This window comes from Allobosea sp. P5_A5, from assembly GCF_056400625.1.
Genome location: NZ_JBFUKY010000004.1, coordinates 362,588 through 388,921, shown reverse-complemented (window position 1 = coordinate 388,921; position 26,334 = coordinate 362,588). Strand labels below are relative to the sequence as shown.

Annotated in this window: 20 protein-coding genes; 9 read left to right on the top strand and 11 right to left on the bottom strand. The window is 65.7% G+C overall.

Going from position 1 to position 26,334, the window contains the following annotated elements; all coding sequences use genetic code 11:
- Window positions 1-41 precede the first annotated feature (41 nt).
- On the top strand, window positions 42-1,976 hold the full coding sequence (locus AC1DR6_RS11440; RefSeq protein WP_476829339.1) for an HlyD family type I secretion periplasmic adaptor subunit: 1,935 nt from the start codon (window positions 42-44) through the stop codon (window positions 1,974-1,976).
- 38 nt (window positions 1,977-2,014) lie between these two features.
- Here the strand turns inward: AC1DR6_RS11440 and AC1DR6_RS11435 are convergent, their stop codons facing one another.
- From AC1DR6_RS11435 to AC1DR6_RS11420, 4 genes are all read right to left on the bottom strand, one after another.
- Window positions 2,015-2,617 carry a sigma-70 family RNA polymerase sigma factor gene (locus AC1DR6_RS11435; RefSeq protein WP_476829338.1) on the bottom strand — a complete coding sequence of 201 codons (603 nt, stop codon included), beginning with the start codon at window positions 2,615-2,617 and terminating at the stop codon, window positions 2,015-2,017.
- A gap of 102 nt (window positions 2,618-2,719) precedes the next feature.
- Window positions 2,720-4,009, bottom strand: coding sequence for a polysaccharide biosynthesis/export family protein (locus tag AC1DR6_RS11430; RefSeq protein ID WP_476829337.1), 1,290 nt, complete (start codon window positions 4,007-4,009; stop codon window positions 2,720-2,722).
- 17 nt (window positions 4,010-4,026) lie between these two features.
- Complete coding sequence (locus tag AC1DR6_RS11425) at window positions 4,027-5,436, bottom strand: Wzz/FepE/Etk N-terminal domain-containing protein (protein ID WP_476829336.1); 1,410 nt, start codon at window positions 5,434-5,436, stop codon at window positions 4,027-4,029.
- Window positions 5,437-5,582: 146 nt separating this feature from the next.
- A complete protein-coding gene (locus AC1DR6_RS11420; protein WP_476829335.1) occupies window positions 5,583-6,308 on the bottom strand; it encodes a DUF3102 domain-containing protein in 726 nt (241 codons plus the stop codon).
- A 314-nt stretch (window positions 6,309-6,622) separates the two neighbouring features.
- On the opposite strand from AC1DR6_RS11420, the gene AC1DR6_RS11415 reads away from it, so the two are divergent.
- A complete protein-coding gene (locus AC1DR6_RS11415; protein WP_476829334.1) occupies window positions 6,623-6,976 on the top strand; it encodes a PilZ domain-containing protein in 354 nt (117 codons plus the stop codon).
- A gap of 36 nt (window positions 6,977-7,012) precedes the next feature.
- Here AC1DR6_RS11415 and xth read toward each other — a convergent pair whose 3' ends face one another.
- From xth to AC1DR6_RS11385, 6 genes are all read right to left on the bottom strand, one after another.
- Window positions 7,013-7,789: an exodeoxyribonuclease III gene (gene xth, locus AC1DR6_RS11410; RefSeq protein WP_476829333.1), complete on the bottom strand. Its 777-nt coding sequence runs from the start codon at window positions 7,787-7,789 to the stop codon at window positions 7,013-7,015.
- Window positions 7,790-7,988: 199 nt separating this feature from the next.
- Window positions 7,989-9,122: a glycosyltransferase family 4 protein gene (locus AC1DR6_RS11405; RefSeq protein WP_476829384.1), complete on the bottom strand. Its 1,134-nt coding sequence runs from the start codon at window positions 9,120-9,122 to the stop codon at window positions 7,989-7,991.
- Between the two features lie 5 nt (window positions 9,123-9,127).
- A complete protein-coding gene (locus tag AC1DR6_RS11400) occupies window positions 9,128-10,165 on the bottom strand; it encodes a glycoside hydrolase family 5 protein (protein ID WP_476829332.1) in 1,038 nt (345 codons plus the stop codon).
- Window positions 10,162-11,970 (bottom strand): alpha/beta fold hydrolase, encoded by a 1,809-nt coding sequence (locus AC1DR6_RS11395; protein WP_476829331.1) that lies wholly within the window; start codon window positions 11,968-11,970, stop codon window positions 10,162-10,164. The genes AC1DR6_RS11400 and AC1DR6_RS11395 overlap by 4 nt, the downstream gene beginning before the upstream one ends.
- Window positions 11,967-13,346 carry a lipopolysaccharide biosynthesis protein gene (locus AC1DR6_RS11390; protein ID WP_476829330.1) on the bottom strand — a complete coding sequence of 460 codons (1,380 nt, stop codon included), beginning with the start codon at window positions 13,344-13,346 and terminating at the stop codon, window positions 11,967-11,969. Before AC1DR6_RS11390 ends, AC1DR6_RS11395 begins: the two co-directional genes overlap by 4 nt.
- Complete coding sequence (locus tag AC1DR6_RS11385; RefSeq protein WP_476829383.1) at window positions 13,343-14,557, bottom strand: glycosyltransferase; 1,215 nt, start codon at window positions 14,555-14,557, stop codon at window positions 13,343-13,345. Before AC1DR6_RS11385 ends, AC1DR6_RS11390 begins: the two co-directional genes overlap by 4 nt.
- A gap of 422 nt (window positions 14,558-14,979) precedes the next feature.
- Between AC1DR6_RS11385 and AC1DR6_RS11380 the strand changes: the two genes are divergently transcribed.
- Both AC1DR6_RS11380 and AC1DR6_RS11375 read left to right on the top strand, forming a co-directional pair.
- Window positions 14,980-17,130, top strand: coding sequence for a GumC family protein (locus AC1DR6_RS11380; protein WP_476829329.1), 2,151 nt, complete (start codon window positions 14,980-14,982; stop codon window positions 17,128-17,130).
- Between the two features lies 1 nt (window position 17,131).
- Complete coding sequence (locus AC1DR6_RS11375) at window positions 17,132-18,385, top strand: UDP-phosphate alpha N-acetylglucosaminyltransferase (RefSeq protein ID WP_476829328.1); 1,254 nt, start codon at window positions 17,132-17,134, stop codon at window positions 18,383-18,385.
- Here the strand turns inward: AC1DR6_RS11375 and AC1DR6_RS11370 are convergent.
- On the bottom strand, window positions 18,361-19,551 hold the full coding sequence (locus AC1DR6_RS11370) for an acyltransferase family protein (RefSeq protein WP_476829327.1): 1,191 nt from the start codon (window positions 19,549-19,551) through the stop codon (window positions 18,361-18,363). The two genes, AC1DR6_RS11375 and AC1DR6_RS11370, sit on opposite strands and share 25 nt — an antisense overlap.
- Window positions 19,552-19,930: 379 nt before the next feature.
- Between AC1DR6_RS11370 and AC1DR6_RS11365 the strand changes: the two genes are divergently transcribed.
- The 5 genes from AC1DR6_RS11365 to AC1DR6_RS11345 all read left to right on the top strand — a co-directional run bounded on the left by AC1DR6_RS11365 (window position 19,931) and on the right by AC1DR6_RS11345 (window position 26,166).
- Window positions 19,931-20,176 carry an acyl carrier protein gene (locus AC1DR6_RS11365; protein WP_476829326.1) on the top strand — a complete coding sequence of 82 codons (246 nt, stop codon included), beginning with the start codon at window positions 19,931-19,933 and terminating at the stop codon, window positions 20,174-20,176.
- Between the two features lie 110 nt (window positions 20,177-20,286).
- Window positions 20,287-21,438: an acyl-CoA dehydrogenase family protein gene (locus tag AC1DR6_RS11360; protein ID WP_476829382.1), complete on the top strand. Its 1,152-nt coding sequence runs from the start codon at window positions 20,287-20,289 to the stop codon at window positions 21,436-21,438.
- A 5-nt stretch (window positions 21,439-21,443) separates the two neighbouring features.
- Entirely contained in the window at window positions 21,444-22,364 is a 921-nt protein-coding gene (locus AC1DR6_RS11355) for an amino acid--[acyl-carrier-protein] ligase (protein ID WP_476829325.1), read from the top strand.
- A gap of 177 nt (window positions 22,365-22,541) precedes the next feature.
- Window positions 22,542-23,543, top strand: coding sequence for a DUF1839 family protein (locus AC1DR6_RS11350; protein WP_476829324.1), 1,002 nt, complete (start codon window positions 22,542-22,544; stop codon window positions 23,541-23,543).
- Between the two features lie 4 nt (window positions 23,544-23,547).
- Window positions 23,548-26,166 carry a glycosyl hydrolase 2 galactose-binding domain-containing protein gene (locus tag AC1DR6_RS11345; RefSeq protein ID WP_476829323.1) on the top strand — a complete coding sequence of 873 codons (2,619 nt, stop codon included), beginning with the start codon at window positions 23,548-23,550 and terminating at the stop codon, window positions 26,164-26,166.
- The last annotated feature ends 168 nt before the right edge of the window (window positions 26,167-26,334 follow it).

The following is a 26,334-nucleotide window of genomic DNA, read 5'->3' as shown; positions in this document are numbered from 1 at the left end:
CGAGGCCGAGACCCACAGGAAGGGATCGCGAGATAACCGCCATGCACGCGATGACGAACGATCAATCGGGTTTGCTCGCCCTCGAAATGCTGCTGCGTTTTCGCGGCGCCGTCGCCACGCGCGACGATCTGCGGCAACATCTTGGAGACGGGGCCGTCGGCATCGCGGAGATGCTGCGGGGCGCGCGGCTCTACGGTCTGGCGGCCAAGACGCTGTCGGCCACCTGGGACAGGTTGGTCGATCTCCCCCTGCCCTGCATCGCGGCACTGCGCGACGGCACGTTCCTGCTGCTCGGCAAGATCGATCACGAAAAGGCGGTCGTCGTCGCCTCGAACATCACCCAACCCAGCTTGATGACGCGGGCTGAATTCGAAGCGCAATGGGGTGGCCATATCGTTCTGGTCAGACAGGGCAAGCCCTCGCCCGAGCCGGAAAAGCGGCTTGACCGCGCGGTGGCGCTGCGGGCACGCCAGGCGCTGGAGACGACCGCGCAATGGAGCGTCCGGGGCACACGCACGGCCATGACCGGCATCGCGACGCGGTCTCAGGCCGTGGGTCAGGCCATCATCGCACGCTCGACCGACGACAACCGCCGGCGAGCGCTGGAACTTGCCTTCCTGCCGGCGGCGCTCGAGATCGTCGAGACGCCGCCCTCCCCTTTGGGCCGCATCATCGGGCTGACCATCATCTCGGTTTTCGGCGCCGCGCTGCTCTGGGCCTGCATCGGCACGGTCGACATCGTCGCGATCGCGCCGGGCAAGATCGTGCCCAGCGACCGGACGAAGATGATCCAGCCTTTCGAGACGGGTGTGGTGCGCGGAATCAAGGTTCATGACGGACAGGCCGTCAAGGCCGGCGAGGTTCTGGTCGAGCTCGACACCACGTCGTCCGACGCAGAACTGGGCCACGTCCAGAGCGACTGGATGGCGGCCCGGCTGGACATCGCCCGGCTGCAAGCGGCCATCGCCAACAAGGACGATCCGCTCTCCGCCTTCGTCGCGCCCGCGGAGGCGGGTGGGGATTTGGTCAAGATCTATCGCGGCCTGCTGCTCAGCCAGAGCAGCGAACAGAAGGCCAAGCTCGCCACCATCGACGGGCAACTGGCGCAGAAGGTCGCCGAACGCGACACGATCCAGGCCTCGATCGATAAGCTGAAATCGACGCTCGTGCCGCTTCAGCAACGCGTCGAAATCCGCGAGCAGCTTTTCCAGAAGGAACTGGGGTCCAAGGTGACCTATCTCACGGAGCTGCAGGACCTTGTGGGTCAGCGCCAGGACATCCTGGTGCAGGAAAAGCGCGGCGGCGAGACCAATGCCGCCGTCGTCGCCCTGAACGAGACCCGCAGCAGAACCATCGCCGAATACGAGCGGATATTGTTCGATGAGCTGACCAAGGCCCAGCAGAAGGCCGCCGGCCTCAGGCGTGATCTGGTGAAGGCGGAACAACGCCGCGACCTTCAGCGCCTGACGGCTCCCGTCGACGGCGTCGTCCAGCAGCTCGCGATCCATACGATCGGCGGCGTGGTCACGCCCGCGCAGACGCTGATGTTCGTCGTGCCGGCCGAGAGCAAGCTTGAGATCGAGGCGATGGTCTCTAACCGGGATATCGGCTTCGTCAGCGCCGGGCAGGAAGCCGCCGTCAAGATCGATACCTTCAATTTCACGCGCTACGGGCTGCTGCGGGGCACCATCCTCAGCGTCTCGCAGGATGCCATTTCGCGCGACAAGGCGCCTGATGGCGCGGCAGAGAAGACCTCGGGCTCGGGCAACGACAGCAGCGAGCCGCGCGGCCGGGAGCTGCTCTATTCCGCGCGCATCGCGCTCGACCGCACGCAGCTGACGATCGAGGACAAACAGGTCAACCTGTCGCCCGGCATGGCAGTGACGGCCGAGGTCAAGACGGGTCGACGCCGCATCATCAGCTATCTGCTCTCGCCGCTGACGCGATATCGGCATGACAGCTTGCGGGAGCGTTGATCAGCGCCCGCGGCAGCGTGCACCGAGCGCGGTTCGCCTCAGAAGGACCAGCGCTTTGTATCCGCCCCTCGGCTGCCGGCCATCACCGCGCGCGTCCGGCTGTCTAGTCCGAGCTCGCTGACATTCTCGATCGAGAGAAGCGCCGCGAGCCGAGATCGGGCCCGGTTGATTCGGCTCTTGATCGTTCCGGTGGTCGTCCGGCACAGCGTCGCGGTGTCCTCATAGGAGAGGCCGGCGGCGCCGACCAGCATCAGTGCCTCGCGCTGGTCGAAGGGAATTTCCCGAAGCGCCGAGCAGAATTCCTTGTATTCGAGCAGGCCTTCCTGCTCGGGCGCGGAGCGCAGGCCCTCTGAATAGCAAGAGTTGGCGTCCTCGACCTCCCGGCGTCGACGGCGAAGGTCGCCGAGGTAGCAGTTGCGCAGGATGGTGGTCAGCCAGCCGCCCAGATTGGTGCCGGGGCGGAAGGTGTCGATCTTGGTGATGGCCCGCAGCAGCGTCTCCTGCACGAGATCATCCGACCTGTCGGCGCTGCGACTGAGCGACATGGCGTAAGCGCGCAGCTGCGGCTCGAACGCCAGCATCTGCTGTTGAACGGAGGCTCCGCCGGGGCTTGCTGTGGCGTTGCGGTCTTCGAAGGCCATCGTCGATCTCCCACTCGATACTCAACAGGACGAAACAACACGGCGTGCCGGCGGCTCGCACGCGTCTCAGACTGCCGGGCCGCAAAGCACGCGGCCCAGGTCTTATTGTTTGACGCGGGTCGGCGTGAGCAGGCTGGTCTGTTCGAGCGAGCCGATGCCGCCGATTGATCCGGGCAGGAAACTGCGCTGAATCCTGAGAACGTCCCCCGGCAAAAGCTCGGTATTCTCGTCCGCCTCGATCGTCAGCGACTTACCGTCCTGCATGCGGACGACGACCAGTGCGCGTGCTTCCACCGGCCCGTCCGAATTGCCGACCAGGGTCGGAACCGTGACTTTCGCCTCGACGAGCAGGCTCCGGTTGGTATCGAACCTCACGCTGATATCGTCGATATCCATCCGGACCTTTTGAACCTCGGCCGTCACCGAAGCGTTCCGCTGGCTTTTCAGGTCGAAAATCCGCTGGTCGGCCTGGGTGATGTTCTGGCGCGACCGCAGGATCAGCGTCTGGAAGCCCTGCTCGTTCATGTCCAGCTGCGCCCGCATGCGCTCAAGATTGGCGAGACGGCTGATGGTCGTCAGGCCGCGCTTGACCAGGCCCCTGACCTCCACGAGCTCCATCTCGACGCTGGCGACCTGAACCTTGTTGGCCTCGATCTGGCGCAGGATCGCATCGATCTCGCGCTCGTAGAGACCGCGGTTCTGCTCCAGGCTCTCGATCTGCGTCTTGAGCGCATCGACATGGATGTTCAGCAGCGAGCGTTCCTCGTCGATCAACTGCCGCACGCCGGGGTCGCTCTGCGAACGCATCATCAGATCGGTCGGGAACTGCACGTCGGCGCGCATGACGAGCTCGGCATTCAAGCGGGCGCGCCGCGCGGTCAGCTCGTAATATCGCCTCGCCAGATTGCGCATCTCGCCGGTGAGATTGATGCTGTCGCGGTCGAGGCGCATCAGGCCGGGGTCGCTGAACCGCAGCCATCCGCCGGCGAGGCTGACGACCTGCAAGGCGGTCATTCCGGGGCGGAACGGGTATTCGCCGGGCTTCTGCACATCCCCGAGGACATAGACCGGGCGGGTCTCGACGACCTCCACGGAGGTGCCGGGCTTGTCGGAAATGCCGGCCCGGACAATGCGCTCGGAAATCTGCCCGGCGATTTCCTTGGTGGAAAGGCCGTTGACCAGGATATCCCCAATGGGCGCGATCGAGATCGTGCCATTGGCGCGGACCTTATATTCGCCGCTCAGCTCGGGATACTGGAAGATCTTGATCCGAAGCTTGTCATCCGCCCGGATAGCATACTCGGACGTGGCGCGGACGGCGTTGCCATCCAGCATGCACAGGAGCAGCGAGGCTGCGGCGATGGCTTTGGTCCATGAACGGTTTCGCTTCATCGTAGCACCTTTCCGCTTCATGCTGATCTCACGACGGGCTGAGATGGCTCTTTCGCGGCGAACAGGCGCCGCCTCGACGCGACGAGCGCTTCAGCCCGCCATAGCGTGTTGCCGAAGCGCCCGAGGACGCGCTCATCGGCTTCGTTCAGAACGGCACCGATGAAGTCCGACCGGGCTACGCCGGCAACGGAGAAAGCGCGCTCGATCCGCTCGAAATTGGTACTGCCGGATCTCACCACCAAGACGACGCCGTCGACATCCTGCGCAGCGATGCGGAACGCGGCGCCGTCCTCGAGCGGCGGCAGTGCCACGACGATCAGATCGGAGGTGGGCTCGGCAGTATCCGGCACCGGGCAGCTCGCGCCCTCAGTGCCGGGCTCGACCAGGACGACCTTGCGGTGGCTGCGCGCGGCGACTTGCGCGACCTGCCATGCGACCTCGGCCGCGCCTTGGCCTGCCGTCGGCGACGCGACGCCGATCACGCGGGCCTGCACAGCCTCGGCGGCGACGAGCACGCGCAGCGAGGTCTGGTTCAATAGCGCCGCGAGAGCCGGCCGCCGCCCCTCGGAGTTTGCGATTGGGAGGCGCGCGCGGTCGCTTTTGCCGGGAAGCACGGGAAACGCGCCGATGCATTCAAGTCCGAGCCGCTCGATCTGTCGCGCCGTGCGGACGGTCCTGTCCAGAAGGTCGCGTGCGATCGCCAGCCCCGCGCCCGTCAGAAGTCCAAGGATCGCCGCTGCCAGCACCACCAGCAGTTTGCGCGGGCCGCTGGGCCTATCGGGGGTGAGCGCGGGCGTCATCACGTAGAGGCTGGGTCCGAGCCCCCGCAGGCGCTCGCGCAAAAGCGGAGCCCTTTCGCCGTCCTGCTCGGCGCTACGGGCCTGCAGGACGGCCTGGCTGATCCCGTTCGCGATACGGGCGGAGTTCGCCGCGTCGCCGCTGGTGACCTCGATCGCGATGGTGTGGCTGGTCCCGATACGCCGGACAGCCAGGCGCCGCACGAGCGAAGCGATCGCGATGTCCTGCCGGCTGCGCTCCTCGGACTGCATTGCTGACGGCGGCCCGAAAACCAAACCCACAATGGTTTGTACGAACGCTGCCTCGGGCACGAATTCCGGATCGTCGGTCAAATTCAGCGCGTTGACGACCCTGGCCAGCGTTCCACGCGAGCGGATAATCTCGATCTCGTTTTCGACCTGCGTAAGGTCGGCCCGGCCGAGCGATATCACCAGCTCGGCACCGGGCTGGACCTCTTTGACGTAGACCAGAACCTGCGTCGTGGCGGTGTAGGTTGCTGCTCGAATCCCTACGAACACCAGGCCAGCTGCAATCGCGACAGTGGCACAGGTCAAGATCAGCCCAAGATGCCGCCGGGCCGTAAACAGTCCGAGCGCTGGAGATTGCCGATTGATGTGCTGGCCCGTCATGGCAGATCCGATTTCTTAGCAAACCCGATCATCGCAGGCCCGGTTTGCTGGCGACGGCCGGTCGATGCCGCTTTAGGCATCGCCGGTTTCGCCATCCGGTGGGGACATCACACACGCAACGAAACGGAGACACGCCGCCGGACCCGTCACTGCAACTCGGAGGAGACAAGGTGGAGGGAAGCGCCCGGGGGCGCGGAGGGCAAAGCCAACTCGGCCCGCTCCGCGTCCACGACCCGCGCCGCCCTCATCCAGACGAAGACGCGGTTCCAGGTTTCCCAGTTCAGTTCCTCCATGATCAGCGCGTAATCGTCCGGGCTGAGACGCCGCAGAAGAAGCTCGGCGACGGCGCGGGCCTGGTCGGGCCCCGCCGCGCGTCCTTCCGCGCCGGCCCGGAGATCGAGCGTCATGAAGGAGGCGGACGAACCTTGTCGCGAAGCCGGACCTGGGCACGAAGCCGGCGCCAGCGCGGTCTCGCGGGCCTTGGAGAGCTGCGAGTACAGATCGCTGCGGGACACCCGGTCGCCGTTTTCGAGCCGTTGCAGCAGAGACGCTCTCACAGCCGGGGGCGTTTTCCTGGACAGGTAGACCCGCAACGTCGAAGGAACCATCAGGGCAACAAGCTTTGCGTCAGGCTTTGTTTCGCGCGCCAGCTTCATCAAGTCTTGCGCTGTCCTGATCTTGAAATCACAGGCTCGCTCGACCCATCTGACGAATGCGCCATGGGGAAGCTTTTCCTTGACGCGCAGCAGTTCCCGCCCGATCTCGATCGCATGCTCAGTGGCAGCCAGCCGCAGGTTCTTGATCTTTTCGGCGGCAGCCTGCAGTTCACCAGCAGAGATCTGCGTTTCGCAAGTTTTCGCTATCGAGCCCACAGCAAATCCCCCAACTCAACCCGCAACAGATTGACGCTACGCTTCATCCATTCCGCAACGAAGAGCGCAAAGGGGATTCCCGCTCTCACCAGAGGGAGTACTCCCTAGAGGGCAGGCCAAGTCTCGCCTCTCCCCCTAAATAGCCGGCTACCGACTAAGCGGCTCTTCGCGATGCAGCCCGTCGTTCTCCCGCCAGCCGAGCACCAGCCGGAAAAGCAGCTTCCGTTAACGCCAAACCACGCCGACGCATGAACCACATGAGAGCCGTGTTATATTGGCGCCCGGTCTGAACTCGGTCGCACAGGAGCCACGGCATGGACGAAGAACGCCGACGCTTGCCGCGCATGCGGACCTTGCTGGCCGGGGTCGCGACGTTCAACGACCGCCGCTCCACGGTCGATTGCACGATCCGCAACGCCTCGGAAGAAGGGGCGCTGCTCAAGCTGTCCGAGGCGGTGATGCTGCCGCCTGTTTTCGAACTTCAAATTCCCGCGCGGCAGAAGCGGTTTTCGGCTCGCGTGATCTGGCGCCGCGGCGATGGGGTCGGGGTGACCTTCGGCGACCCGGTCGCTGAACCGCAGGGGGACCTGCTGCAACGTCTCAAGGTCTCGGAAGCGGCGAATGCGCGTCTGCAGGCGCGGGTGCGGGAGCTGACCGAAGAGGGCTAGGGGGCCTGCTCGCCACGACAGAAAGCGAGATGCCAGTCAGCCGTCGGACAACTCGATCCAGACCGGCGCGTGATCGCTCGCCTTCTCCCAACCTCGGACATGCCGGTCCACTCCGGCGCCTTTCAGGCGCTTCGCGAGCTGCGGACTGAGCAGGAGATGGTCGAGGCGCAGGCCGGCGTTGCGGCCCCAGGCATTCCTAAAATAATCCCAGAACGTATAGATGCGCTCGTTGGGATGGAGTTTGCGCAAAGCATCGGTCCAGCCCTGGGCGGCGAGCCTCGCGAACGCTTCCCGCACTTCCGGCCGAAACAGCGCGTCATCCTGCCAGCGCTCAGGCTTGTAGACGTCGAGCTCGGTCGGCATGACGTTGAAGTCCCCGATGAGCGCGACGGGGACCTCGTGCTCCAGCAGCGATGCCGCATGTGAGATCAGGTGCTCGAACCAGCGCAATTTGTAGTCGAATTTCGGCCCCGGAGCCGGGTTTCCGTTCGGCATGTAGAGGCAACAGACGAGGACGCCTTTGACGGCAGCCTCGAGGTAGCGGCTCTGCGTGTCCTCCTGCTCGCCCGGCAACGCCCGCCGGGTTTCGACCGCGTCTGCACCTCGGACGAGGATCGCAACGCCGTTCCAGCTCTTTTGCCCCTGCCACAGGGCCGAATAGCCGGCCGCACGGAGGGCCTCTTCCGGAAACTTGTTCGGCGCGGCCTTCAGCTCCTGCAAGCACACGATGTCGGGCTGCGCCTCGTCGAGCCAGCGCAGCAGGACCGGCAGCCGGCCGTTGATGCCGTTGACGTTGAAGGTGGCGAGCTTCACGGGTCGCTCAGCGCTTCGGCTCGCCCCCGGTCGCCCGGCCCGGACTTCACCTCGGTCCTGGCCCTGTGCCGGATATCCTGAGCGAGCGATCTTCCGACATCGTCGCGTTTCGACATGGGCACCTCTTTCAGGTCGTGCCCGTTCAACGCATCAGCACCGAATGAGGTCGCATCGCGTTTGGGCATCAAGCGCCCGGTATTCAACGCAGGTAGAGCCCTAGGTATCGCTCGGCGACCTTGTCCCAGGAATAATCGGCGAGCAGACTTGGCGAGGGCCGATCCGCCTTCCCCGCCGCCAGCGCGTCGTAGGCGGCGGCCACCGCGCTCGCCGCCTCCTGCGGTTTGCTGAAATCGGCGAGCCTCATATCCGGGAGCTTTGCGGCGAGCGCTGCGAAAGCGGCATTGGGGTGAACGACGGGGACGAGGCCCGCGCTCATCGCTTCGATCACCACCAGCCCGAAGCCCTCGAACTCGGACGCCGAGACAAAGATAGACGCTTGCCCCAGAAGCGCGCGGATATCTGCGTCGCCGAGGCCCAGATGCAGCGTGACGTGCCGGTCCATGCCTGCGTCGGCGATCGATGCGCGAAGCTCGGTCTCCGTCCAGTCGGACGCCACGCCGATGAGATCGAGGTGCCAATCGGAGTCGCGGCGCGCCAGTTCCCGCATCGTCGCGATCAGGCGGTCAGGCCGTTTGTTCTTGGAGAAGCGGCCGATGCTGATGAGGCGCCGCTTCGAGACCGGGCTCGCCGCGCCCGCGAACTTGTCGAGATTGACGCCGTTTTCGATCAGCATCACACGCTCGCCCGCGATGGTCTCGAAGCGCGCGGCGTCTGCGGCGCTGCACGCTGCGAGCCTGCGATAGGCGCGGGCCGAGAGCCGCGTCAGGCCCTTGAACCACAGCGTCTTCAACCCAGTATAATCGCCGGAGTGGAAGAACCCGCCATGGGTCGTGGCGACCAGCGGCTTGCCGTGCAGGAAGCGCCCCCAAGCCAGGGCATCGAAGAAGAAGTCGATCGCGTGAACATGGACGATGTCGGCTTCGCCAAGATGCGCGAAAACGCCGGGCGCTAGCGGATAACGGCTGGAACCGCGAAACGGGATGCGGGTCACCGGGATTCCGTCGATCACCTCGCTTGCGGGCAGGATGTGGTCGGGCTCGACGAACAGGCGGTTCAACGTCACCACCGACGGTTTCAGGCCGAGCTTGAGCTGCGCCCTGCAGAGATTGGCGACGACATCCTCCAGCCCGCCCCGGTTCGGCAGGAACTGGCGCACGACATGAACGATCCGGGTTCCCGCCGGCAAAGTTTTGGCTTCGGCCGGGAAGACCATCGCGTTCAAGGCTTGGCCTCCCGCCCGCAGGCTCCCTTGGCCTTGGTCGCCTTGAGCCGTTCGATCAACACCTTCATCTGCGGCCGTTCGCCTGAGGCCGTCGGCTCGATGTTGAAGATGTAGTCCGGCGGCCACCAGGCGCCGGCACCCCAATAGGCCCATCCGACCCATTGCTTCGGGTTGGCGTCGACCCGGGCGACGAGCTTGCCGAGCGCCGCGACGCAGTCCGACTGGCCAGACGACGCGAACTCCCCAAGGAAGCCGCGCCGGTCATGCTGTTTCAGCCACGCCGTGACATCGTCGATGGCCTTGATCGCGCGCGGAGCGGCAGAGCATTCGGGAGCGCGGCCGGAGAAATCTGCGTCGAGATATTGATGGAAGTCGTAGGCGTAGCGGTCGAGCGGATCCTTCACGTCGAGCAGGTCGCGGCCGTTGTTGCCGACGGGCAGATCGCTCGTCCAGCTATGGGCGCCGCCATAGGCCGTGCCGGTCACGAGGAGGAGCTGCTTGGCGCCGGCCTTCCGGATTTCCGTCACGGCGACGTTCTGGATGGCGGCCCAGGCGGCACTGTGGATGTCGTAGGGCTCGTTCATGATCGAGAAGACGAGCTTCGGCCGGTTCTTGTAATGCACAGCGAGGCGGCGCCAGACATCGCCCAGCCGTTCGGCCGGCATGTCCTTCGTGCCGAGCTGACGCTTGGCGTAGTAGCCGAAATTATGCAGGTCGAGGATCGGCACGATGCCGGCGTCCGTCGCCTGGCGTACCGCCTGGTCGAGCCGCGCCAGCTCCATGATGTCGAGGCCCTCGCCCAGCGCCGGCTGGAGCCGCTCCCAACGGAACGGCAAGCGCACCGAACCGACGCCGAGACCGGCCAGGCGCTTGAACGCCTCCTCGCTCGGATAGGTGTAATCCTTGTCCGGCTTGCCCGGAACGTCGCCGAACTCCGCGCCCGAGATATTGACGCCGCGCAGGCACATCTCTGCCTGCGCGGGCAGGACGGCGAGCAGGCTCGCCACGATCGCGATGGCAAAGCAGCGCTTCACGGCGCCACCAATCGCATCAGCACCGCCAGCAATCGCTCGGCGGCGGCGCGGTGAGTGAAATTGTGGTCCGCGTCGGGGATCATGGTCAGCGCCGCTTCGGGGTAGGCCGAGAGCCTTTCCCCACGGGCGCCGAAATAGGTGCGGAACTCGCCCATGCCGACATCGCCTTCGGCATAGACCAGCGAGACCTCGACGTCCCTGCCGGCCAGGACGCGCATGCGCCGATGGCATTCGCGATGCAGCCGGCCATGCTTGGTCAGGCGGCCGAGGAAAGGCGCGAGCGCGACCGAGAGCTGCTTATGCCAGCGGAACAGAATGTAGCGCGCCGCCGGGCCGACCCGAAGCTGCCCCGTCAAGAGCCGACGCATCCCACCCTTGCGCCGGAGCGTCGCACCGAAATCGCCGACGCTGCGATGGGCATAGCGGATCGCATCCTCGACGCTTTCGGCAGCGTCCCAGACGAAGCGCTCGTTGTTGACCATCACGAGCCGTCGCACCCGCCGGTCCACTACGGCCGCATTGAAGGCGGCGTAGGCGCCGCTGCAACGGCCGACGAGCACCGGGCTGGCAAAACCACGCGCCTCCAGCGCATCGATGGCGAAGCTGACGTCGTCGATCTGGGCCTGAGAATACAGGATTTCGTCAGGACCGTCGCTTGCAGCCGGACTGTCGCCGATGCCGCTGCAATCGAAGCGAAGCGAGACCACGCCACGGCGCGCGAAAGCCCGCGCCTGGTTCACGGTCACCCGAGCCCAGCCAATATGGTAGTCACGCCCGGCATTGACGAAAAGCACCGGCTCGCTGTCCGCCTCGCCAAGCGGCTCGCAAAGAATGCCGAGCAGGCGCCCACCGGGCCCGAACCGGAACGGTCGCTCGGCATAACCGTCGCCCCGCAGGACGTCATGGCCGAAGATCGGGCCCGGCATGGGCACGACGACACCGGCGTCATTGGCGGGCGTTACCGCCGCGCGCTCGCCGATCCACTGGACGATCCCCGCCAATGTCTGCTGCGGGGGACGAGCCGCGGTGGGATCGGTCGTAAGGACCTCATAGCCCTCGTAAGGCTGCTCCGCGACAGCGCAGCCAAGCGCCGACAGGGTCTCAGCAACGGTGGCATCGGCCGCATGGCCGGGGCGCACGACGAGCAGCGCGTCGGGCGAAGGCGCGGCCTCGATCGTGTTCACCGTCAGGCCGGCGATTGCGTGCAGCCGGCCGGGCGCGATGCGCATGCCCGCTACGGCGCAACCGGTGTCGTCGTCGGGGTCGATGCCGATGCCGATGCGATCGCAGACCATACGCGACCAGACCGAGAGCTCGCGCTGGTAGCGCTTGCCGTTGGCGACGGGCGCCATCAGGACCGTTCCCGCCAAAGGCTGGAGCGCCGGCGCGGCGTGCAGTGCGAGCATCCCGCCCAGCCCTTGCCCGACCAGCACGAGCTGGGAGCAGCCGCTGGCACGCCGCAGCATCTCGGCCGCCGCCCGGATCGTCTCGAACCAGTCGCTTAGGCCTTCGGCATCATCAGGCTCGGGCGCATCGCCTTGTCCCGGATAATCGAAGCGCAGGCTGGCGATGCCGGCTTGCGACAGCTTTTCAGACAGCGCCTGCCAGGTCGTGCGCAGGCACATCTCCTCATAGCCGACGGCGCCCAGCATCAGCACGGCCACCGCCCCTCCGCCGGGATAAAGCAGGCCGAGGCTGTTGCGAATGATGACGGGCTCGCCGAGACGCGAGGGCTCGCGCTCGGCCTCCACTGGGCGCAGCGGCACGATTTGCGCCGTCGACAGAGCCACCGAGGATTGCCTCATTTGCCCGCTCCATGCGCCGGTTGGACCGTCTCGAAGGATTTATCGGCCGGGCGACCGCCGAACAGGAACGGACGGATGAACGCCGTCGCCATGTTGTCGACGCCCCAGCGCGACTTGACCCAGTGCCAGGCGACCAGATTGAGCGCGGTGTTGAAAATGACGCCGGCGATCGCAATGCCCATCAGGCCACCGATGCTGCCCAGCCAGTAAAGCAGCCCGAGATAGAAGACGAAGAGGACCGCGCGGGCACCCAGGAAATAGCGCTCCCCGCCGCCGATCATCAGCAGCCAGGAGCCGGGCCCGAAGAAAGCCTGAGCGATGGACAGCACGCAGAGCGCCGTCAGCACGTCCTCGTGGCGCACGAATTCGGGGTTGAACAGAGTAAGCACGAAGGGCGCGAGGACCGCGAGGCCGAGACCGCCGGCGAGCGAGATGACGAAGCTGCCGAAGGACAATTGCGCGACCAGCTTCTGGACAGCCGGCATGTCGTTCTTCTGCACGCGGGCCGCGATCATCGGGATGCCGACCGTGTCGATCGCGGCCACCGGCAGCGTCAGCAGCATCGCGATGCGCAAGGCGACGAAATAGAAGCCGGCCTTGTCGAGGCCGAGCAGCACGCCGATCAGGATCGTCTCGAAATAGGCCGATGCGGAGATGAAGACGCCGTTGGCGATGAAATATCGGCTTTCCTGCTGCCATTCGGCCTGTGTCTTTGCCGGCGCGCTCGCTTTGGCATGCAGCCAGGTCGTGCCCTCGCGCCGCAGGAAGGCGGCGCTCTGGTAGAAGGTCGTGGCGAAGAGCAGAGCCGTTAGGATCATCATCACGCCCTGGCCGCCACCGAGGAACCCGGCCAGCCCGGCAGCCCCGATGGCCAGGATCGAGCCGCCGCGCCAGACGATCTCGCGCGGCATCAGAGAGAGATTGATCTCGCCATGGATGCGGAAATAGTTCTGCAGGTATTCGCTGAGCGAGAACACGGCTGCGAAGACGAAGGCGAGCCAAAGCTGGCGATAGGTTTCCGGCAGGCTGTCCGAGAAGATGAAAAGCAGCACTGCGCCAGCCAGCAGCAAGGCGTTGCCGAGGCCGAGCCAGCGCGCATTCACGCCGAGTAGCGCCTGGTTCAGCGGCAGATCCGCGCCTTCCATGCGCTGATAGTGCTTCACCACCAGGATCTGCTGGCCGAGAACGGCAATCAGCCCAAGCGCGCTGCCGACCGAAAACAGAAAGACATAGAGCCCGTATTCCTGCGTCGGCAGGAAATGGCTCGCCGTCAGCAGGACGAGAAAGCTCAGCAGCGTGCTGCTGAACCGCGACGAGAACGCGGAAATGAAGCGCCGCCCTTCGACCTGCCGAAGCTGGCGCAAGAGCGCGATCACGAGTGCAACCCTTCCGTCTGCAGCAGGGCAGGCCGCGCCGCCTGCTGAACGAGCCCGGTCAGCGCCTCGTCGAACGCGGCCGCGATGCGCTGCGGCGCGTAGCGGGACGCGGCCTGCAACGCTCCGACCGACAGGCGAGCGACCAAGTCGCGGTCGTCAACAAGACTGTCGATCCGTGCGGCCAGTTCGGCGTCGTCACCGGGCTCGAACAGCAGACCGCTGAGGCCCGGCTCGATCGTCTCGGGAATGCCGCCGCTGCGGGCGCCGATCACCGGAACGCCCTGGGCAAAGGCCTCGATCGTCACGCGGCCGAACGGTTCGCGGATCAGCGAGGGGATCGCGATGACATCGACCTGCGGGAAGAAGTCCTCCGGCTTGGTCCAGCCGAGGAAGCGCGTGTTCGAGGCGGGAAAGCGTTCAGGCAGGCTTTTCGCGTAATCGCGCGAGCCGGTGCCGGCGATCAGGAATTCGACGGGCCGGCCGACCAGGCGCCTCGCGGCATCCGCCAGCGTGTCGAGGCCCTTGAGGCGATCATGCACGCCGATATAACCGACCCTGAGCGGCCTGTCGGAGGCCGGTGCCGGACGCGGCATCGCGCCAGCCGGGGTCGGTACCGCGCCGGCGATGCGGTGGCGGGTCGCGTGGGGGAAATAGCCTTCGGAGAAGTGCCGATCGAGGATGAAGTCGGTTTCCCCGATCACCGCATCGACGAAGCGCGAGCTCAGCTTCTTGCCGTAGGAGGTCGCTTTGCAGGAACCGCAGGCGCCGTCGCAATTGGCGCCGCCGCGCGACATGCTGCCGTTCCAGCAGAGCAGGAAGGCGCTGCGCACGATATGCGCGACCGGCACGCCGCAGCTTTTGGCGGCGGCCCAGCTCGCAACATTGATGTTCTCGATCGAGTCGGTGAGGACGAGGTCGGGCTTAAGCTCGCGGATTTCGCGGCGCATCGCGAAGAAGGCACGCGGATTGAAATTCTCCAGCGCGTGCCAGACCAGTTTCTTCCAGCCCGGCCGCGGCAGCCGGTAATTCCAGTCGATATTGAGAGAGGCGAGCCGCCGGACCGGGACGCCGTCATAGATTTCGTGCCGCGCCTCGTCAGCAACGTTCACGACCGTCACCTCATGGCCGAGACCAAGCAGCAGCTTGGCGACGATCATCGCTGAGATCGGACCACCGCCGTCGATGAACGGTGGAAATGCGGCGCAGGCCATCAGAATCCGCATGCGGTCGCCCTGTTCGAGATCGCGGCGTCTGCGCGCCAGTTCATGGCCGGACCATGCGTAAGGCAGATTAAACAAATCCTAGGCCGAGCCACGATTCAGGTCCGATCGTAAACGCCGCATGACCAGCGATGCCGCCATTTCGATGAAGGCGGCAATTTCGGCAGATGCCGTCAATTTTCGTCAAAGTTGATCTATCAGCTGCGCCAGCAACGGGGAACGCCCCACGACGGGACTTGTGCGGATTTAGTTAACCTTCGCAGAGAGGTATCCGCGAATATTTCACTCAAACCTTATCTCGCCGGTTAGATGAATCTTAACCGTGACGCGGGAACATGAACGCGAAAAAGCCAGGCTGAAGCATCGTTTGTTGCGGACGAGCGTATCAGCCTCGCGAATCAAGGAGTGCGAAGGTGCAGGCGGCTGCCTTGGAGGCGGGAGAAGCGAACGTCGCGGCGGCGCCTGCCAGGCCTGCCATGGCCTTCAGCCTGTCGGAATTGCTGAGACTGCTGCGTCTTAGGCGCAAGCTCGTGCTCGTCAGCATCGCCATCTGCATGGCGCTCGCTTTCGGCTATGCCGTGACGCGCCCGCCGGTCTACCGCGCCACCGCCGAACTTCTGGTCGATCCCACCGCCCTTCAGGTCGTCGGAAAGGACATTGTCCGCACCGACACCTCCGCCTCGATCGACTTCGCCAATGTCGACAGTCAGGCGCTGGTCATGATGTCGACCGGCGTTCTCAAACAGGTCATCGACGATCTGAAGCTGGTCGACGATCCTGCCTTTGCCGGGGCGCCCGGCCTGATGGCGCGCGTGCTCGGCAAGGTGATGCAGCCTTCGCTGGAGGAACGCGCCGCCGCGACGCTGGACTCGCTGAGACGCGCCATCGTCATCCAGCGTGTTGACGCCTCGCTGGTTTTCCGGATCACCGTTTCGCACCCTAACGCTCAGAAGGCGGCCGAGATCGCCAACACGCTGGCGCAGGCCTATCTTCAACAGGGCATCGAGGGCCGGCGCGGCTCCGTGGAGCGGGCCAACGCCTCGCTCATCGGCCAGATTTCGGGCCTGCGCGCCCAGCTCGACGAGGCCGAGCGCGCGGCCGACGATTTCCGCAGCCAGAACGGGCTGGTCAGCACCGGCGAGAGCGGGCTCATCGTCACCCAACAGTTGCGTGACCTCTACAGCCAGATCGGCCAGGCGACGGCCGAAATGGCCCGGCAGCAGGCGCGCCGGGAACAGCTTGGCCGGGCGGGCAGCAACGCCGTCGCGCTGGCCGAGACCCTGCCGGAGGCCGCCAACTCATCCTCGCTGACCTCGCTCAAGGGTCAGTTGGCCCAGACCTCGCGCGAGATCGCCAGCCTGGGCGGAACGCTTGCTCCGCAGCATCCGCGCATGATCGAACTGCGCTCGGAGCTTGCCGAGACGCGACGGCTGATGACCGCGGAACTGGGGCGCATCCGCGCCTCGGCCCAGGAAGGTTATCGTCAGGCCGAGGCCAATCTCGCCAATCTCCAGAAGCGCGCCAAGGAGCTGACCCGCACCCAGGAGGTCAGCAGTGCGGCGCAAATCCGGCTGCGCCAGCTCCAGGGCGAGGCCGACGCGACACGGGTCGTCTACAACGCTTCGCTGCAGCGGGCGAAGGAGCTCGACCAGCAAAAGAAGATCGAGACCAACAACTCCCGGCTGCTGTCGGAAGCGGTGGCACCGACCTTCGCGAGCAAGCCGCCGCTCGCGCTCGTGCTCGGAGCGGCCCTGATGTTCGGTGCCTGCGCCGGCCTTGGTATCGCCTATCTGCTCGAACTGCTGCCGGCGGACCGCAAGCTGCTGCCCATTCGGCCCACGCCTTCCGGCCTCCCTGCGCCGCAGCCGCAGCAGGCCGCGGGCCCCAAACCCTCCGGCCTGAAAATCTCGCGGTTCAAAATCTCGCGGCCGAAATTCCTGTGGCCGCGCTCCTCCGACCATGACGACGCGCCTGCGGCCCCGCCCGCTGCTGCATGGACGCCTTCCAGCGCTGCGGCCGCGCTCGGTATCGACACCGCCGTGACTTTGCCGGAACTGCCGACGGAGAGGCGTTTGGCCTTGCGGCCCGTGGCCGACGCGCTGGAACAGCGCTTCGGCCAGCGGCTGCCCGCGACGATCACCGTTACCGGTAGCTTGTCCACGCCTGCGCTCGATGCCGTCGCGGATCTGCTCGCGCAGGAACTCGCTTTGCGCGGCGAGAGCGTGCTGATCTATCAGGGCGATGTCGGCAGCCGCCACCTCAGCATCCGCCGTGTCGGCGAGGATGGATCCGGCCCCGCCCGCCGCCGCCACAGCTTCATCATCATGCGTCCCGCCACCGTCGGAGGGAACGCGCATGCCGATGCCGACGCGATCGTGCTGGCGACGGGCTTCGCCGGCCAGACCGTCGAGACGCTGAAGGCCACCGCCGACGCCGCCTCGCCCGACCGCAGCCGCATCATCGCGCTGGTGACAACAGACACGACGCCGGCCGCCGAGCCGCAATCCATGGAGAAGGCCACGGCGAAGGTGAGCTGGCTGAACCGCTTCAGGCAGGCCGGCTGAGATGCCGCTCGAACCGCCCGCGGCCGCGACGCCGGGCGCGCCACCTCCCACTTTGCCGCTCTTGCTGCTGGTCGGCGCGCTGACCTTCAACATGGCGCTGTGCTTCCTCAACACCAACGTGCTCGCTGTGAACGACACCATGGTGATGGGCTGCGAGGTGGTGCTCGTCGCGACCGCGCTCTATCTGGGGTTGGGCCAGCGGGCCGGCCCCTATGTCGTGCTAGCGGTGTTCGTGTCCTATGCCGCGCTGCTGATGGCGATGCGCCCGCTTCTCGACCCCAAGGCGGTGCGCGATTTTCTGATTCCGATCGCGTTCTATCTGCTCGGCCGAGCCTGCAACGATATTCGCATCGCCGACCGGGCCGCCTTGATCAGCGGGCTTATCGTCGTGGTGTTCGGTATCTTCGAGTTCACGGCGCTCGACGTTTATGTGAAGTATTTCAACATCATCAAATATTACGTCGCGCGCGGCACCGTCGCCCCGACCGACGTCAAGCCCGATACCGGCGCGCTCTTCGCCAGCGGCGTCAGGCCGGATGCACGCACGCTGTTGCCGTTTCTCGGCCCTCACCGCGCCTCGTCGGTTTTCCTCGAGCCGATCTCGACCGGTAATTTCGGTGCCATCCTCTATATCTGGGCGCTGACGCGCAGCCGGATGCGCCACCGCTGGCTGACGCTGCTCACCGGCGCCTGCGCCATCGTGCTCAGCGACTCGCGCTTCGGCGCCAATGTCTGCATGGTCGCCACCGCCGCCTGGCTCGTCGCGCCGTTGACGCCACGGATCGTCTGGCTCTGCGCGCCCTTCATCATCCTGAGCGGGCTGGCGATCTACGGTTTCAACAGCGCCGAGGTGAGCTGGCAGAACAACCTCGCCGGGCGCCTGCTGTGGACAGCGCGGCTGATTACCTCGCTGTCGCCGGAAGCGGTGTGGGGCCTTTCGCCCGACAAGCCCTTCCTGTCGGATTCAGGCTACGCTTATTCGCTCAACCAGATCGGGCTTGTCGGGATGATCGGCTTCTGGAGCCTGTTCATCTTCCAGCCCGAGCGGACGCCGCGCGCCTGGCGCTTCAAGGTCTGCGTCGCGACCTATATCTGCCTACTGATGCTGGTCAGCGATTCCGTCTATTCGATCAAGACGGCGGCGCTGCTCTGGTTCATGGCGGGGTCGAGCGATTCCGATGCGACCGGGCCGGCGCCGCGCGCGACGGCGTCTGCCGAGACGCTGCCCGCCTACTCCGCCGCGACCGCCGGCTGAACCGTAGCCGTCGCGGGCTTGGCCACCGGGGCCTCGCCGGTATGGATTCGCGCCGTCAGCGAAAACTTACGTCGCAACCGCAGGATCGGCTTCTCGATGACGTGCCAGGAGAAGATCGCCATGGCGCTCGCCGCCGCGACCGAGAGCGCGAAGAAGGCGGCGCGATTGTCGATCCAGGGCATGGTGTGAACCATCGTCTGCTGCAGCGGGTAGCCGTAGAGATAGATGCCGTAGGAGTAGTCGCCGCGCGACAGGGGCTTGAAGACGAACTTCTCGGACAAGCCCGCATAGGTCACCACATAGGCGAAGAGTGGCGCGGTCACGAAGGAGAAGACCGGGTTCACCATCCAGTCCGGAGACCCGAAGGCGGCGATAGCGACATAGGCGACCAGCGCCGTCACCGCATAAGCGAGCCGATACGGAATACGATCCCGATACTGGTAAAACAGGATGCCGACGAGAAAGAGCGGCACCAGTCTGGCTGCGCCCCGCGTGACGAAGACGTAGTTCAGCGCGTCTTGATAGGGCAGCGCGATGCCAAAGCGCCCGCACAGAAAAATTGCCATCGACACGCCAAACAATGCCAGCGTGACCAGCAGCATCAGGAAGCGCCGACGATAGAGCCCAATGACGAGGCAGGCGACCAGCAGCGCGTAGCAGGTCAGTTCATGCGGCACCGTCCAGAGCGAGCCGTTGACGATGTTCGGCTGCGGGTTCGACAGGAAGACGCCCGGCAACTCGTAATGGATGTTGCCGAGGATGTTCAGGAAATACCGCGCGAAGAGCGGGTCGCTGATATACTGCCAGAAGCCGTAAATGGTCAGCAGCGGGCCCAGCACCAGCGCCGACAGCACGATCTCGACCGCAAGCGCCGGCACGATGCGCAGACCACGGTTGATCAGGAACTGCCCGACGGAAAGCCGCTCGGCACTACCGGCGACGAGAAAGCCGCTGAGCGCGAAGAACATCGGCAGAATGGCGAAGTCGAAGGCCCATTGCTGCAAAGGCGCGAACGGAACGACCGGCGCCAGCGCCGCTTCCGGCGTCGCCACCCGCAGCAGCCCGGTATGGGTGAAGAGCACCGACAGCGCCAGCGCGATACGCATGGCGTCGAAGCCGGGTCCTACGCCCTTATGATCGGCAAGCCGCGATCCGAATGTCGCCATGGTCTTCCCCAGCGTCAGATATGACGAGAAGCGTCGAGCCCGTTGTATAGCAGCAGACGATGCTGGATTGCCGTGTTCCCGGACGTATCCAGGCCTGTTTCCAAAAATATCGTAAACGCCATTGCGCGGATATGAGCGAGTTTCCGGCGTATCTTCATTTACCAAAGGTCGTGATCGCCGCTCAATTCATCGAATTCGAGCTTCTTTCAGTGATGAACGCAAGACGACATTAAATCTCTCGGCGCTAGACCTGCCGTAACGAAAACAACGGCGTCAACAGCAAGCAGAGATCCGTGTCCGGCGATCATTCGCAGGATGTCGCCGATGCGGCACCTGCTCACGCCAGCCGGCACCGGCGTTGAGGAAAGAGCAGGCTCCCATGAAGACCAAGATCCGCGAAATCCTGAGCAAGACCGCCAAGCTGCCGGTCGATGTTGCAACGCTGCGTGACGACGACGATCTCTTCAACGCCGGGCTGACCTCCTTCGGCACGGTCGAATTGATGATGGCGCTGGAGGAGGCGTTCGACCTCGAATTCCCCGACAAGATGATGAACCGACGCAACTTCTCCTCGATATCGGGCATCGAGCAGGCGCTCCAGAGCATCATGAGCGAGCACGCCTGATGGGTGCGCCTGCGCGCCGCCCGGAATTGCCGCCGGAGCTTGAAGCGGGCACGGCATCGCCCTCCCCCGTGCTCGTCGATCTCGCCGGCCGCGCCGCCACCGAGAAGGCAATGATCGCGGCGGCCCGCAAGGTCGCGAAGATCGCGGCCGAGCATGCGGCGGATGTCGACGCCAGGTCGCGCTTCCCGCACGAAGCCTTCGAGGCTCTCAAGCGCGAGCGGCTGCTCGGCATCATGATCCCGGTCGCGCAGGGCGGCGAGCAAGCGAGCCTACCAACCATCGCCGAGATCTGCTCGGTGCTGTCGCAGGGCTGTTCCTCGACCGGCATGGTCTACGCCATGCACCAGATCAAGGTGTCGAGCCTCGTCGTCCATTGCGGCGACGATCCCTGGCATGCCGGCTTCATGCAGCGGATCGCGCGCGAGCAGTTGCTGCTCGCCTCGGCAACCACCGAAGGTGGCGGCGTCGGCGGCGACCTGCGCAATTCCGTCTGCGGCGTCGTGCGCGACGGCAACGATTTCACGCTGGAGAAGGAAGGCTGCCTGATTTCCTATGGAGCCCAAGCCGATGCCATCCTGATCACGGCTCGCCGCACGCCCGAGGCTCCGCCCTCCGACCAGGTCATGGCGGTGCTGACCCGCGACCAGTACCGGCTCGAGCGCAGCGCCGTCTGGGACACGATGGGCATGCGCGGCACCTGCTCGGACAACTTCACTTTCGCCGGCCGCGCTCCGCTGCCGCAGGTGATCCCGACGCCGTTTGCCGAGATTGCGGCGCAGTCGATGCTGGCCCACGCCCATCTGCTCTGGGCTGCGATCTGGTACGGCATCGCCTCCGAGGCCGTGGCCCGCTGCGAGACCTTCGTGCGGACCGAAGCCCGCAAGAAGCCGGGCTCGACCCCGCCGAGCGCGCTGCGCCTGGCTGAGCTTTTGGCTAAGCTGCAAGCGTTCAAGGCGCTGGTCGTCGCTGGACTCGACCGCTATGAGCGCGCCCGCAGCGACGCCGACGAACTGTCCTCGATGGGCTTCGTCGTCGCGATGAACAGCGTCAAGATCGCGGCCTCGCAGAGCGTCGGCGAGATCGTGACGCAGGCCTTCCTAATCTGCGGCATCCAGGGCTATCGCAACGACAGTCCGCTGAGCCTGGCGCGGCTGATGCGCGACGCGCTTTCGGCGCCGATCATGATCAACAACGACCGAATCCTCGGCAACACCTCCAACCTGCTGGCCGTGTACAAGCACGATTCCAGCCTTTCCCGGTGATCTGAATGTGCCAGAACTGCTCCCAGCCGCAGGGCTTCCTTGCGCAGCTGATCGATAACGGCCTGCTGATCGACACGGGCGTCGATGGTCTTTACGGCCGCAGCGGGTTGTTCGAGGAGGTCATCGCTCGTTTCGACGACCTGATCACAAGCTATGGCGGCAAGGACGGCGCCGAGATCATTCGCTTTCCCCCCGCCATGAGCCGCAAGCATTTCGAGAAGAGCGGCTACCTCAAGAGCTTCCCGCAGCTTGCCGGCACCGTTCACTCCTTCGCCGGTGACGAGCGCGCCCATGCGCAGCTGCTGCACAATGTAGCTGACGGAGTCGATTGGACCGACGGGCAGATCTCGACCGAGGTCGTGCTGACCCCGGCCGCCTGCTACCCGCTCTATCCTGTTGTCGCCAAGCGCGGCCCGCTCAAGGCAGAGGGCGCGCTGTTCGACCTGCAATCCTATTGCTTCCGCCACGAGCCCTCGAAGGACCCGGCGCGGATGCAGCTGTTCAGGATGCGCGAATATGTCCGTTTCGGCACGCCCGATCAGGTCACGGAGTTCCGCGCGCAATGGCTGGAGCGCGGGCAGGAGATGATGAGGTCGCTCGGCGTGCCGCTCGACGTCGATGTTGCCAACGACCCGTTCTTCGGTCGCGCCGGGCGCATGCTCGCCAACAACCAGCGCGATCAGCGTCTGAAGTTCGAGCTTTTGATCCCGATCGAGAGCGAGGAAAAGCCCACCGCCTGCCTCTCCTTCAACTACCATCAGGACCATTTCGGCTCGACCTGGGGCATCGAGACGGCGGAGGGCGAGACCGCGCATACCGCTTGCGTCGGCTTTGGCATGGAGCGCGTCGCGCTCGCGCTGTTCAAGCACCATGGCTACGATGTCGAGGCCTGGCCGACGGCCGTGCGCGACGTGCTCTGGGGCTGAGAGGTTTCGTTAGCTCCAGACCTCCTCGTCGTCCCGGACAAGCCGCGAAGCGGCGCCGATCCGGGATCCATGCCTGAACCTTCGTCGGAAGCGTTCCGGAATGGATCCCGGGTCAAGCCCGGGATGACGGCGCGGGTGGTGCTCACGTCGAGGCAATACAAGCAAGGACAGCGGCGCATGACCGCCCATTCGAAGATCGGAAAGCCCGCGGCCAAGACGCTGCTGCCGGTCGATCCGCTGGCCTACCGCCCGCATGCGATGCATGCGGGCGAGCGCCACTGGCCGCAGACCAATTGCTATGCCGATCTCTGGATCGAGATCCTGCATGCGCTTGGCACGCAGCCGGCGGCGGCCTTCGGCTTCACGGTGGCGCAGGATTTCGAAGGCGACCAGTTCACCTTCTTCAAGCCGCCGCTCGACGATCTCGAAGCGCTCTATGGGGTCCAGGTCACCGAATTGGCGCTCTATAACGATCTCATCGGCCATATCGAGCAGCAGATCGCGCGGGGACGCCTGGTGCTGATCGAGCTCGATTCCTTCTACATGCCGGACACGCGGGGCCTCTCCTATCGCGAGAGCCACGGCAAGACGACGATCGCCGTCAATCGGCTCGATCGCGCCGGGCGGGAACTCGACTATTTCCACAATGACGGCTTCCACCGTGCGACGGGCGAGGACTTCGACGGTCTCTTCCGCCTGCTGCCCGGCCAGCAGCGCGAGGACACGCTGTTCCCCTATGCCGAGATGGCCCGCCTGCCGACGCGCCTGCCGGACGAGGCTGCGCTGAGGGTCACGGCGCGCCGCCTGCTCGCCCGTCATCTGGCGCGGCGCCCGGAGGCGAACCCCGTCGCGGCCTACCGCACCGTGGCGCTGGCACAGGCCGAGGCGCTGGCCGAGCGGCCGGGCCAGGCCTTTCACCTCTACGCCTTCAACACGTTGCGCCAGCTCGGCGCGAATTTCGAACTGCTGGCGAGCCATCTCGACTGGCTGGATGCGGACGGGTTCTCGGAGGCGCGAGACGCGTCCTTGCGCATCGCCGAAGGCAGCAAGATCGCGCAGTTTCACCTGGCCCGCGCCATGAAGCAGAAGCGTTTCGAGCGCTTCGACAATGCGCTCGGTGAGCTTGCCGGCGCGTGGGACGCGGTCGGCGAGGCACTTCGCCACCGCCTCCCCGGCTGACGGCATGGCCCGCATCGTCGCGCGCAGCAGTGAACGGATCGAGGCCATCGCCGGCTGGCATTGGCTCGCCACACCGGCCGATGCCGCCGCCACGCCTTCGGCGCTGCCGGCAGAGGGCTGGGCCGAAGCCGCGGTGCCCGGCACGGTCGCCGGGACGCTGCGCGCGCAAGGCCGCCTCGACGATGCGAGCGCCGCTGTGATCGGCGATCAGGACCATTGGTACCGCACCCGCCTCGACCGCCCGCTTTCGGGGACGCTGCGCTGTGAGGGATTGGCGACGATCTCCGAAATCTGGATCGACGGCGAGAAGCGCGCCGTCAGCGCCTCGATGTTCGTGCCGGTCGAGATCGCGGTCGATTCCGAGGCCGGCGCCGAGATCGCGCTCTGCTTTCGCGCACTGAACCCCAAACTCGCCGCCGCCCCTCGCCGCTCGCGCTGGCGCCCTTCGATGATCCAGCCCAACGGCTTGCGCTGGTTCCGCGCCACCGCGCTTGGTTCGGCGCCCGGCTGGTGTCCGCCGGGACTGCCGACGGGGCCGTATCGGCCGGTTCTGCGCGTGGAGCGGGAGGCGGGGGCGCCTGTTACCGCCGGCATCGATCTGCAAACGGGCTATGAGGGCGGAACGGGTACGGTTTCGCTGACGATCACGTTCGGCGAGGTTATTCCTTTTGTCGGCTTTGCCTCCATGAGCCCTCATCCTGAGGAGCCGCGAAGCGGCGTCTCGAAGGATGCTCCAGATCGCGCCAAGGCCTCGGTGAGCATCCTTCGAGACGCGCCTGCCGGCGCTCCTCAGGATGAGGGCTTGCGACGGATGACTGTGGTCGGATCGGGCGCGCTCCATTGTGCCGGCAACGAAGCGCGCCTTCAACTGACTGCTCCCAATACCCTCACCGGCACACTCACCCTCCCCGGCATCGCGCCGTGGTTCCCGCATACTCATGGCGAGCCAGCATTGCATGCGCTGACGCTCACGCTTGGCGGTGAGACGATCGATCTCGGCCGCATCGGCTTCCGCTCGCTTGCGGTCGACCGGGGAGCGGATGGAAACGGCTTCGGCCTTATCGTCAACGATGTGCCCGTGTTCTGCCGTGGCGCCTGCTGGAGCAGCGCCGACGTGACGACGCTCGCCGGCGGCCGTGAAACCTATGAGCCTTGGCTTAGGCTGGCGCGCGAAGCCGGCATGAACATGATCCGCGTGCCCGGTGTCATGACCTATGAGGACGACGCCTTCTTCGCGCTCTGCGACGAACTCGGCATCATGGTCTGGCAAGAGATGACGCTGGCCAATTTCGATTATCCGCAGGCCGATGCGGGTTTCCGTGACGCCATCCGCGCCGAGGCCGAACACCTGCTCGACCGGACCCAAGGCTCCCCCAGCCTTGTCGTCCTCTGCGGTGGCAGCGAGGTCTTTCAGCAGGCGGCGATGCTGGGCGCACCGCCCGAGGCCTGGTCGGGGCCGGTCTTCGACGACATCCTGCCGGCGGTCGTGGCGCAAAAACGTCCCGACATTGCCTATGTGCCGAACTCTCCCTCCGGCGGCACACTGCCCTTTGTCGCCAATGCCGGCGTGACACACTACTACGGCGTCGGCGCGTATATGCGCGATCTCGACGATGCCCGCCGGGCCGAGGTCCGTTTCGCAGCCGAATCCCTCGCCTTCGCCAATGTGCCCGAAGAGTTTTCACTGCGCAGCGGCTCGCCTCCGGCGATCACGCATCACCCGGACTGGAAGCGCGGCGTCCCGCGCGACGCCTCCGCCTCCTGGGATTTCGAGGATGTCCGCGACCATTATCTTGGCCGGCTTTACGGGCTCGACCCGGCCCGGCTGCGGCGCGAAGACCCGGAGCGCTATTTCGCCCTCTCCCGCGCTACCGTTACGGAGGTGATGGAGGCCAGCTTCGCCGAGTGGCGTCGCCCGGCTTCGCCGACACGCGGGGCGCTGGTCTGGCTGCTGCAGGATCTTCAGCCCGGCGCCGGCTGGGGCGTGATCGCCAGCGATGGCGAGCCGAAATCGGCCTGGCATGGGCTGAAGCGCGCCTTCCGGCCAGTGCAGCTCGCGCTCACCGATGAAGGCGTCAACGGGCTGGCGCTCCACTTGATCAACGAGCGCCCGCAGCCGCTTGCGGTTAAGCTGGAACTCACCTGCTGGCGCGACGGGCGCACCGCCGTGGTCGAGGCCGAGCGCGAGATGACGCTGCAGCCCCGTTCTGCGCAAACGCTGTCTGCTTTCGAGCTGATCGGGCGCTTCTTCGACATCACCTATGCCTATCGCTTCGGGCCGCCGGGCCATGACGCGACCTCGGCCGTGCTGCGTGACGCAGCGAGCGGCGCAGTGCTGGCCGAAGCGTTCCATTTCCCGCTTGGGCGTGGGCACGAGCGTCACGATCTCGGGCTGGACGTTCAACTCGAAGAAGAGGATGGCGGCTGGTCCCTGATGCTGAGGACTTCGCGCTTCGCCCAATCGGTCGAGATCGTCGATCCGCAGTGGCGCCCGGAGGAAAGCTGGTTCCACCTCGCGCCGGGCGAGCCGCGCCGGGTCCGACTGCTTGCTCGGGACGCAGCCCTTAGCCGCCCGTCAGGCTTTGTCCGCGCCGTCAACGGCCTCGGCGAGGTCTGTTATTAAGCCTTGCCGATCTGGCTCGAAAATACGTCGTCATCCCGGGCGAAGCGAAGCGCAGACCCGGGATCCATTCCGGAGCGCTTGTGATAAGGGTTCCGGAATGGATCCCGGATCGGCGCGGCTTTGCCGCTTGTCCGGGATGACAGTGCATATCGAAAGGCAAGCGTGGAG

Bases quoted from the DNA above. Each gene is read 5' to 3' on its own strand.
- AC1DR6_RS11425 (WP_476829336.1), bottom strand. From the start codon at position 5,436: ATGACGGGCCAGCACATCAATCGGCAATCTCCAGCGCTCGGACTGTTT.
- AC1DR6_RS11360 (WP_476829382.1), top strand. From the start codon at position 20,287: ATGATCGCGGCGGCCCGCAAGGTCGCGAAGATCGCGGCCGAGCATGCG.
- AC1DR6_RS11415 (WP_476829334.1), top strand. From the start codon at position 6,623: ATGGACGAAGAACGCCGACGCTTGCCGCGCATGCGGACCTTGCTGGCC.
- AC1DR6_RS11355 (WP_476829325.1), top strand. From the start codon at position 21,444: ATGTGCCAGAACTGCTCCCAGCCGCAGGGCTTCCTTGCGCAGCTGATC.
- AC1DR6_RS11430 (WP_476829337.1), bottom strand. From the start codon at position 4,009: ATGAAGCGAAACCGTTCATGGACCAAAGCCATCGCCGCAGCCTCGCTG.
- AC1DR6_RS11375 (WP_476829328.1), top strand. From the start codon at position 17,132: ATGCCGCTCGAACCGCCCGCGGCCGCGACGCCGGGCGCGCCACCTCCC.
- AC1DR6_RS11385 (WP_476829383.1), bottom strand. From the start codon at position 14,557: ATGGCCTGCGCCGCATTTCCACCGTTCATCGACGGCGGTGGTCCGATC.
- AC1DR6_RS11405 (WP_476829384.1), bottom strand. From the start codon at position 9,122: ATGGTCTTCCCGGCCGAAGCCAAAACTTTGCCGGCGGGAACCCGGATC.
- AC1DR6_RS11345 (WP_476829323.1), top strand. From the start codon at position 23,548: ATGGCCCGCATCGTCGCGCGCAGCAGTGAACGGATCGAGGCCATCGCC.
- AC1DR6_RS11350 (WP_476829324.1), top strand. From the start codon at position 22,542: ATGACCGCCCATTCGAAGATCGGAAAGCCCGCGGCCAAGACGCTGCTG.
- AC1DR6_RS11435 (WP_476829338.1), bottom strand. From the start codon at position 2,617: ATGGCCTTCGAAGACCGCAACGCCACAGCAAGCCCCGGCGGAGCCTCC.
- AC1DR6_RS11395 (WP_476829331.1), bottom strand. From the start codon at position 11,970: ATGAGGCAATCCTCGGTGGCTCTGTCGACGGCGCAAATCGTGCCGCTG.
- AC1DR6_RS11365 (WP_476829326.1), top strand. From the start codon at position 19,931: ATGAAGACCAAGATCCGCGAAATCCTGAGCAAGACCGCCAAGCTGCCG.
- AC1DR6_RS11370 (WP_476829327.1), bottom strand. From the start codon at position 19,551: ATGGCGACATTCGGATCGCGGCTTGCCGATCATAAGGGCGTAGGACCC.
- AC1DR6_RS11440 (WP_476829339.1), top strand. From the start codon at position 42: ATGCACGCGATGACGAACGATCAATCGGGTTTGCTCGCCCTCGAAATG.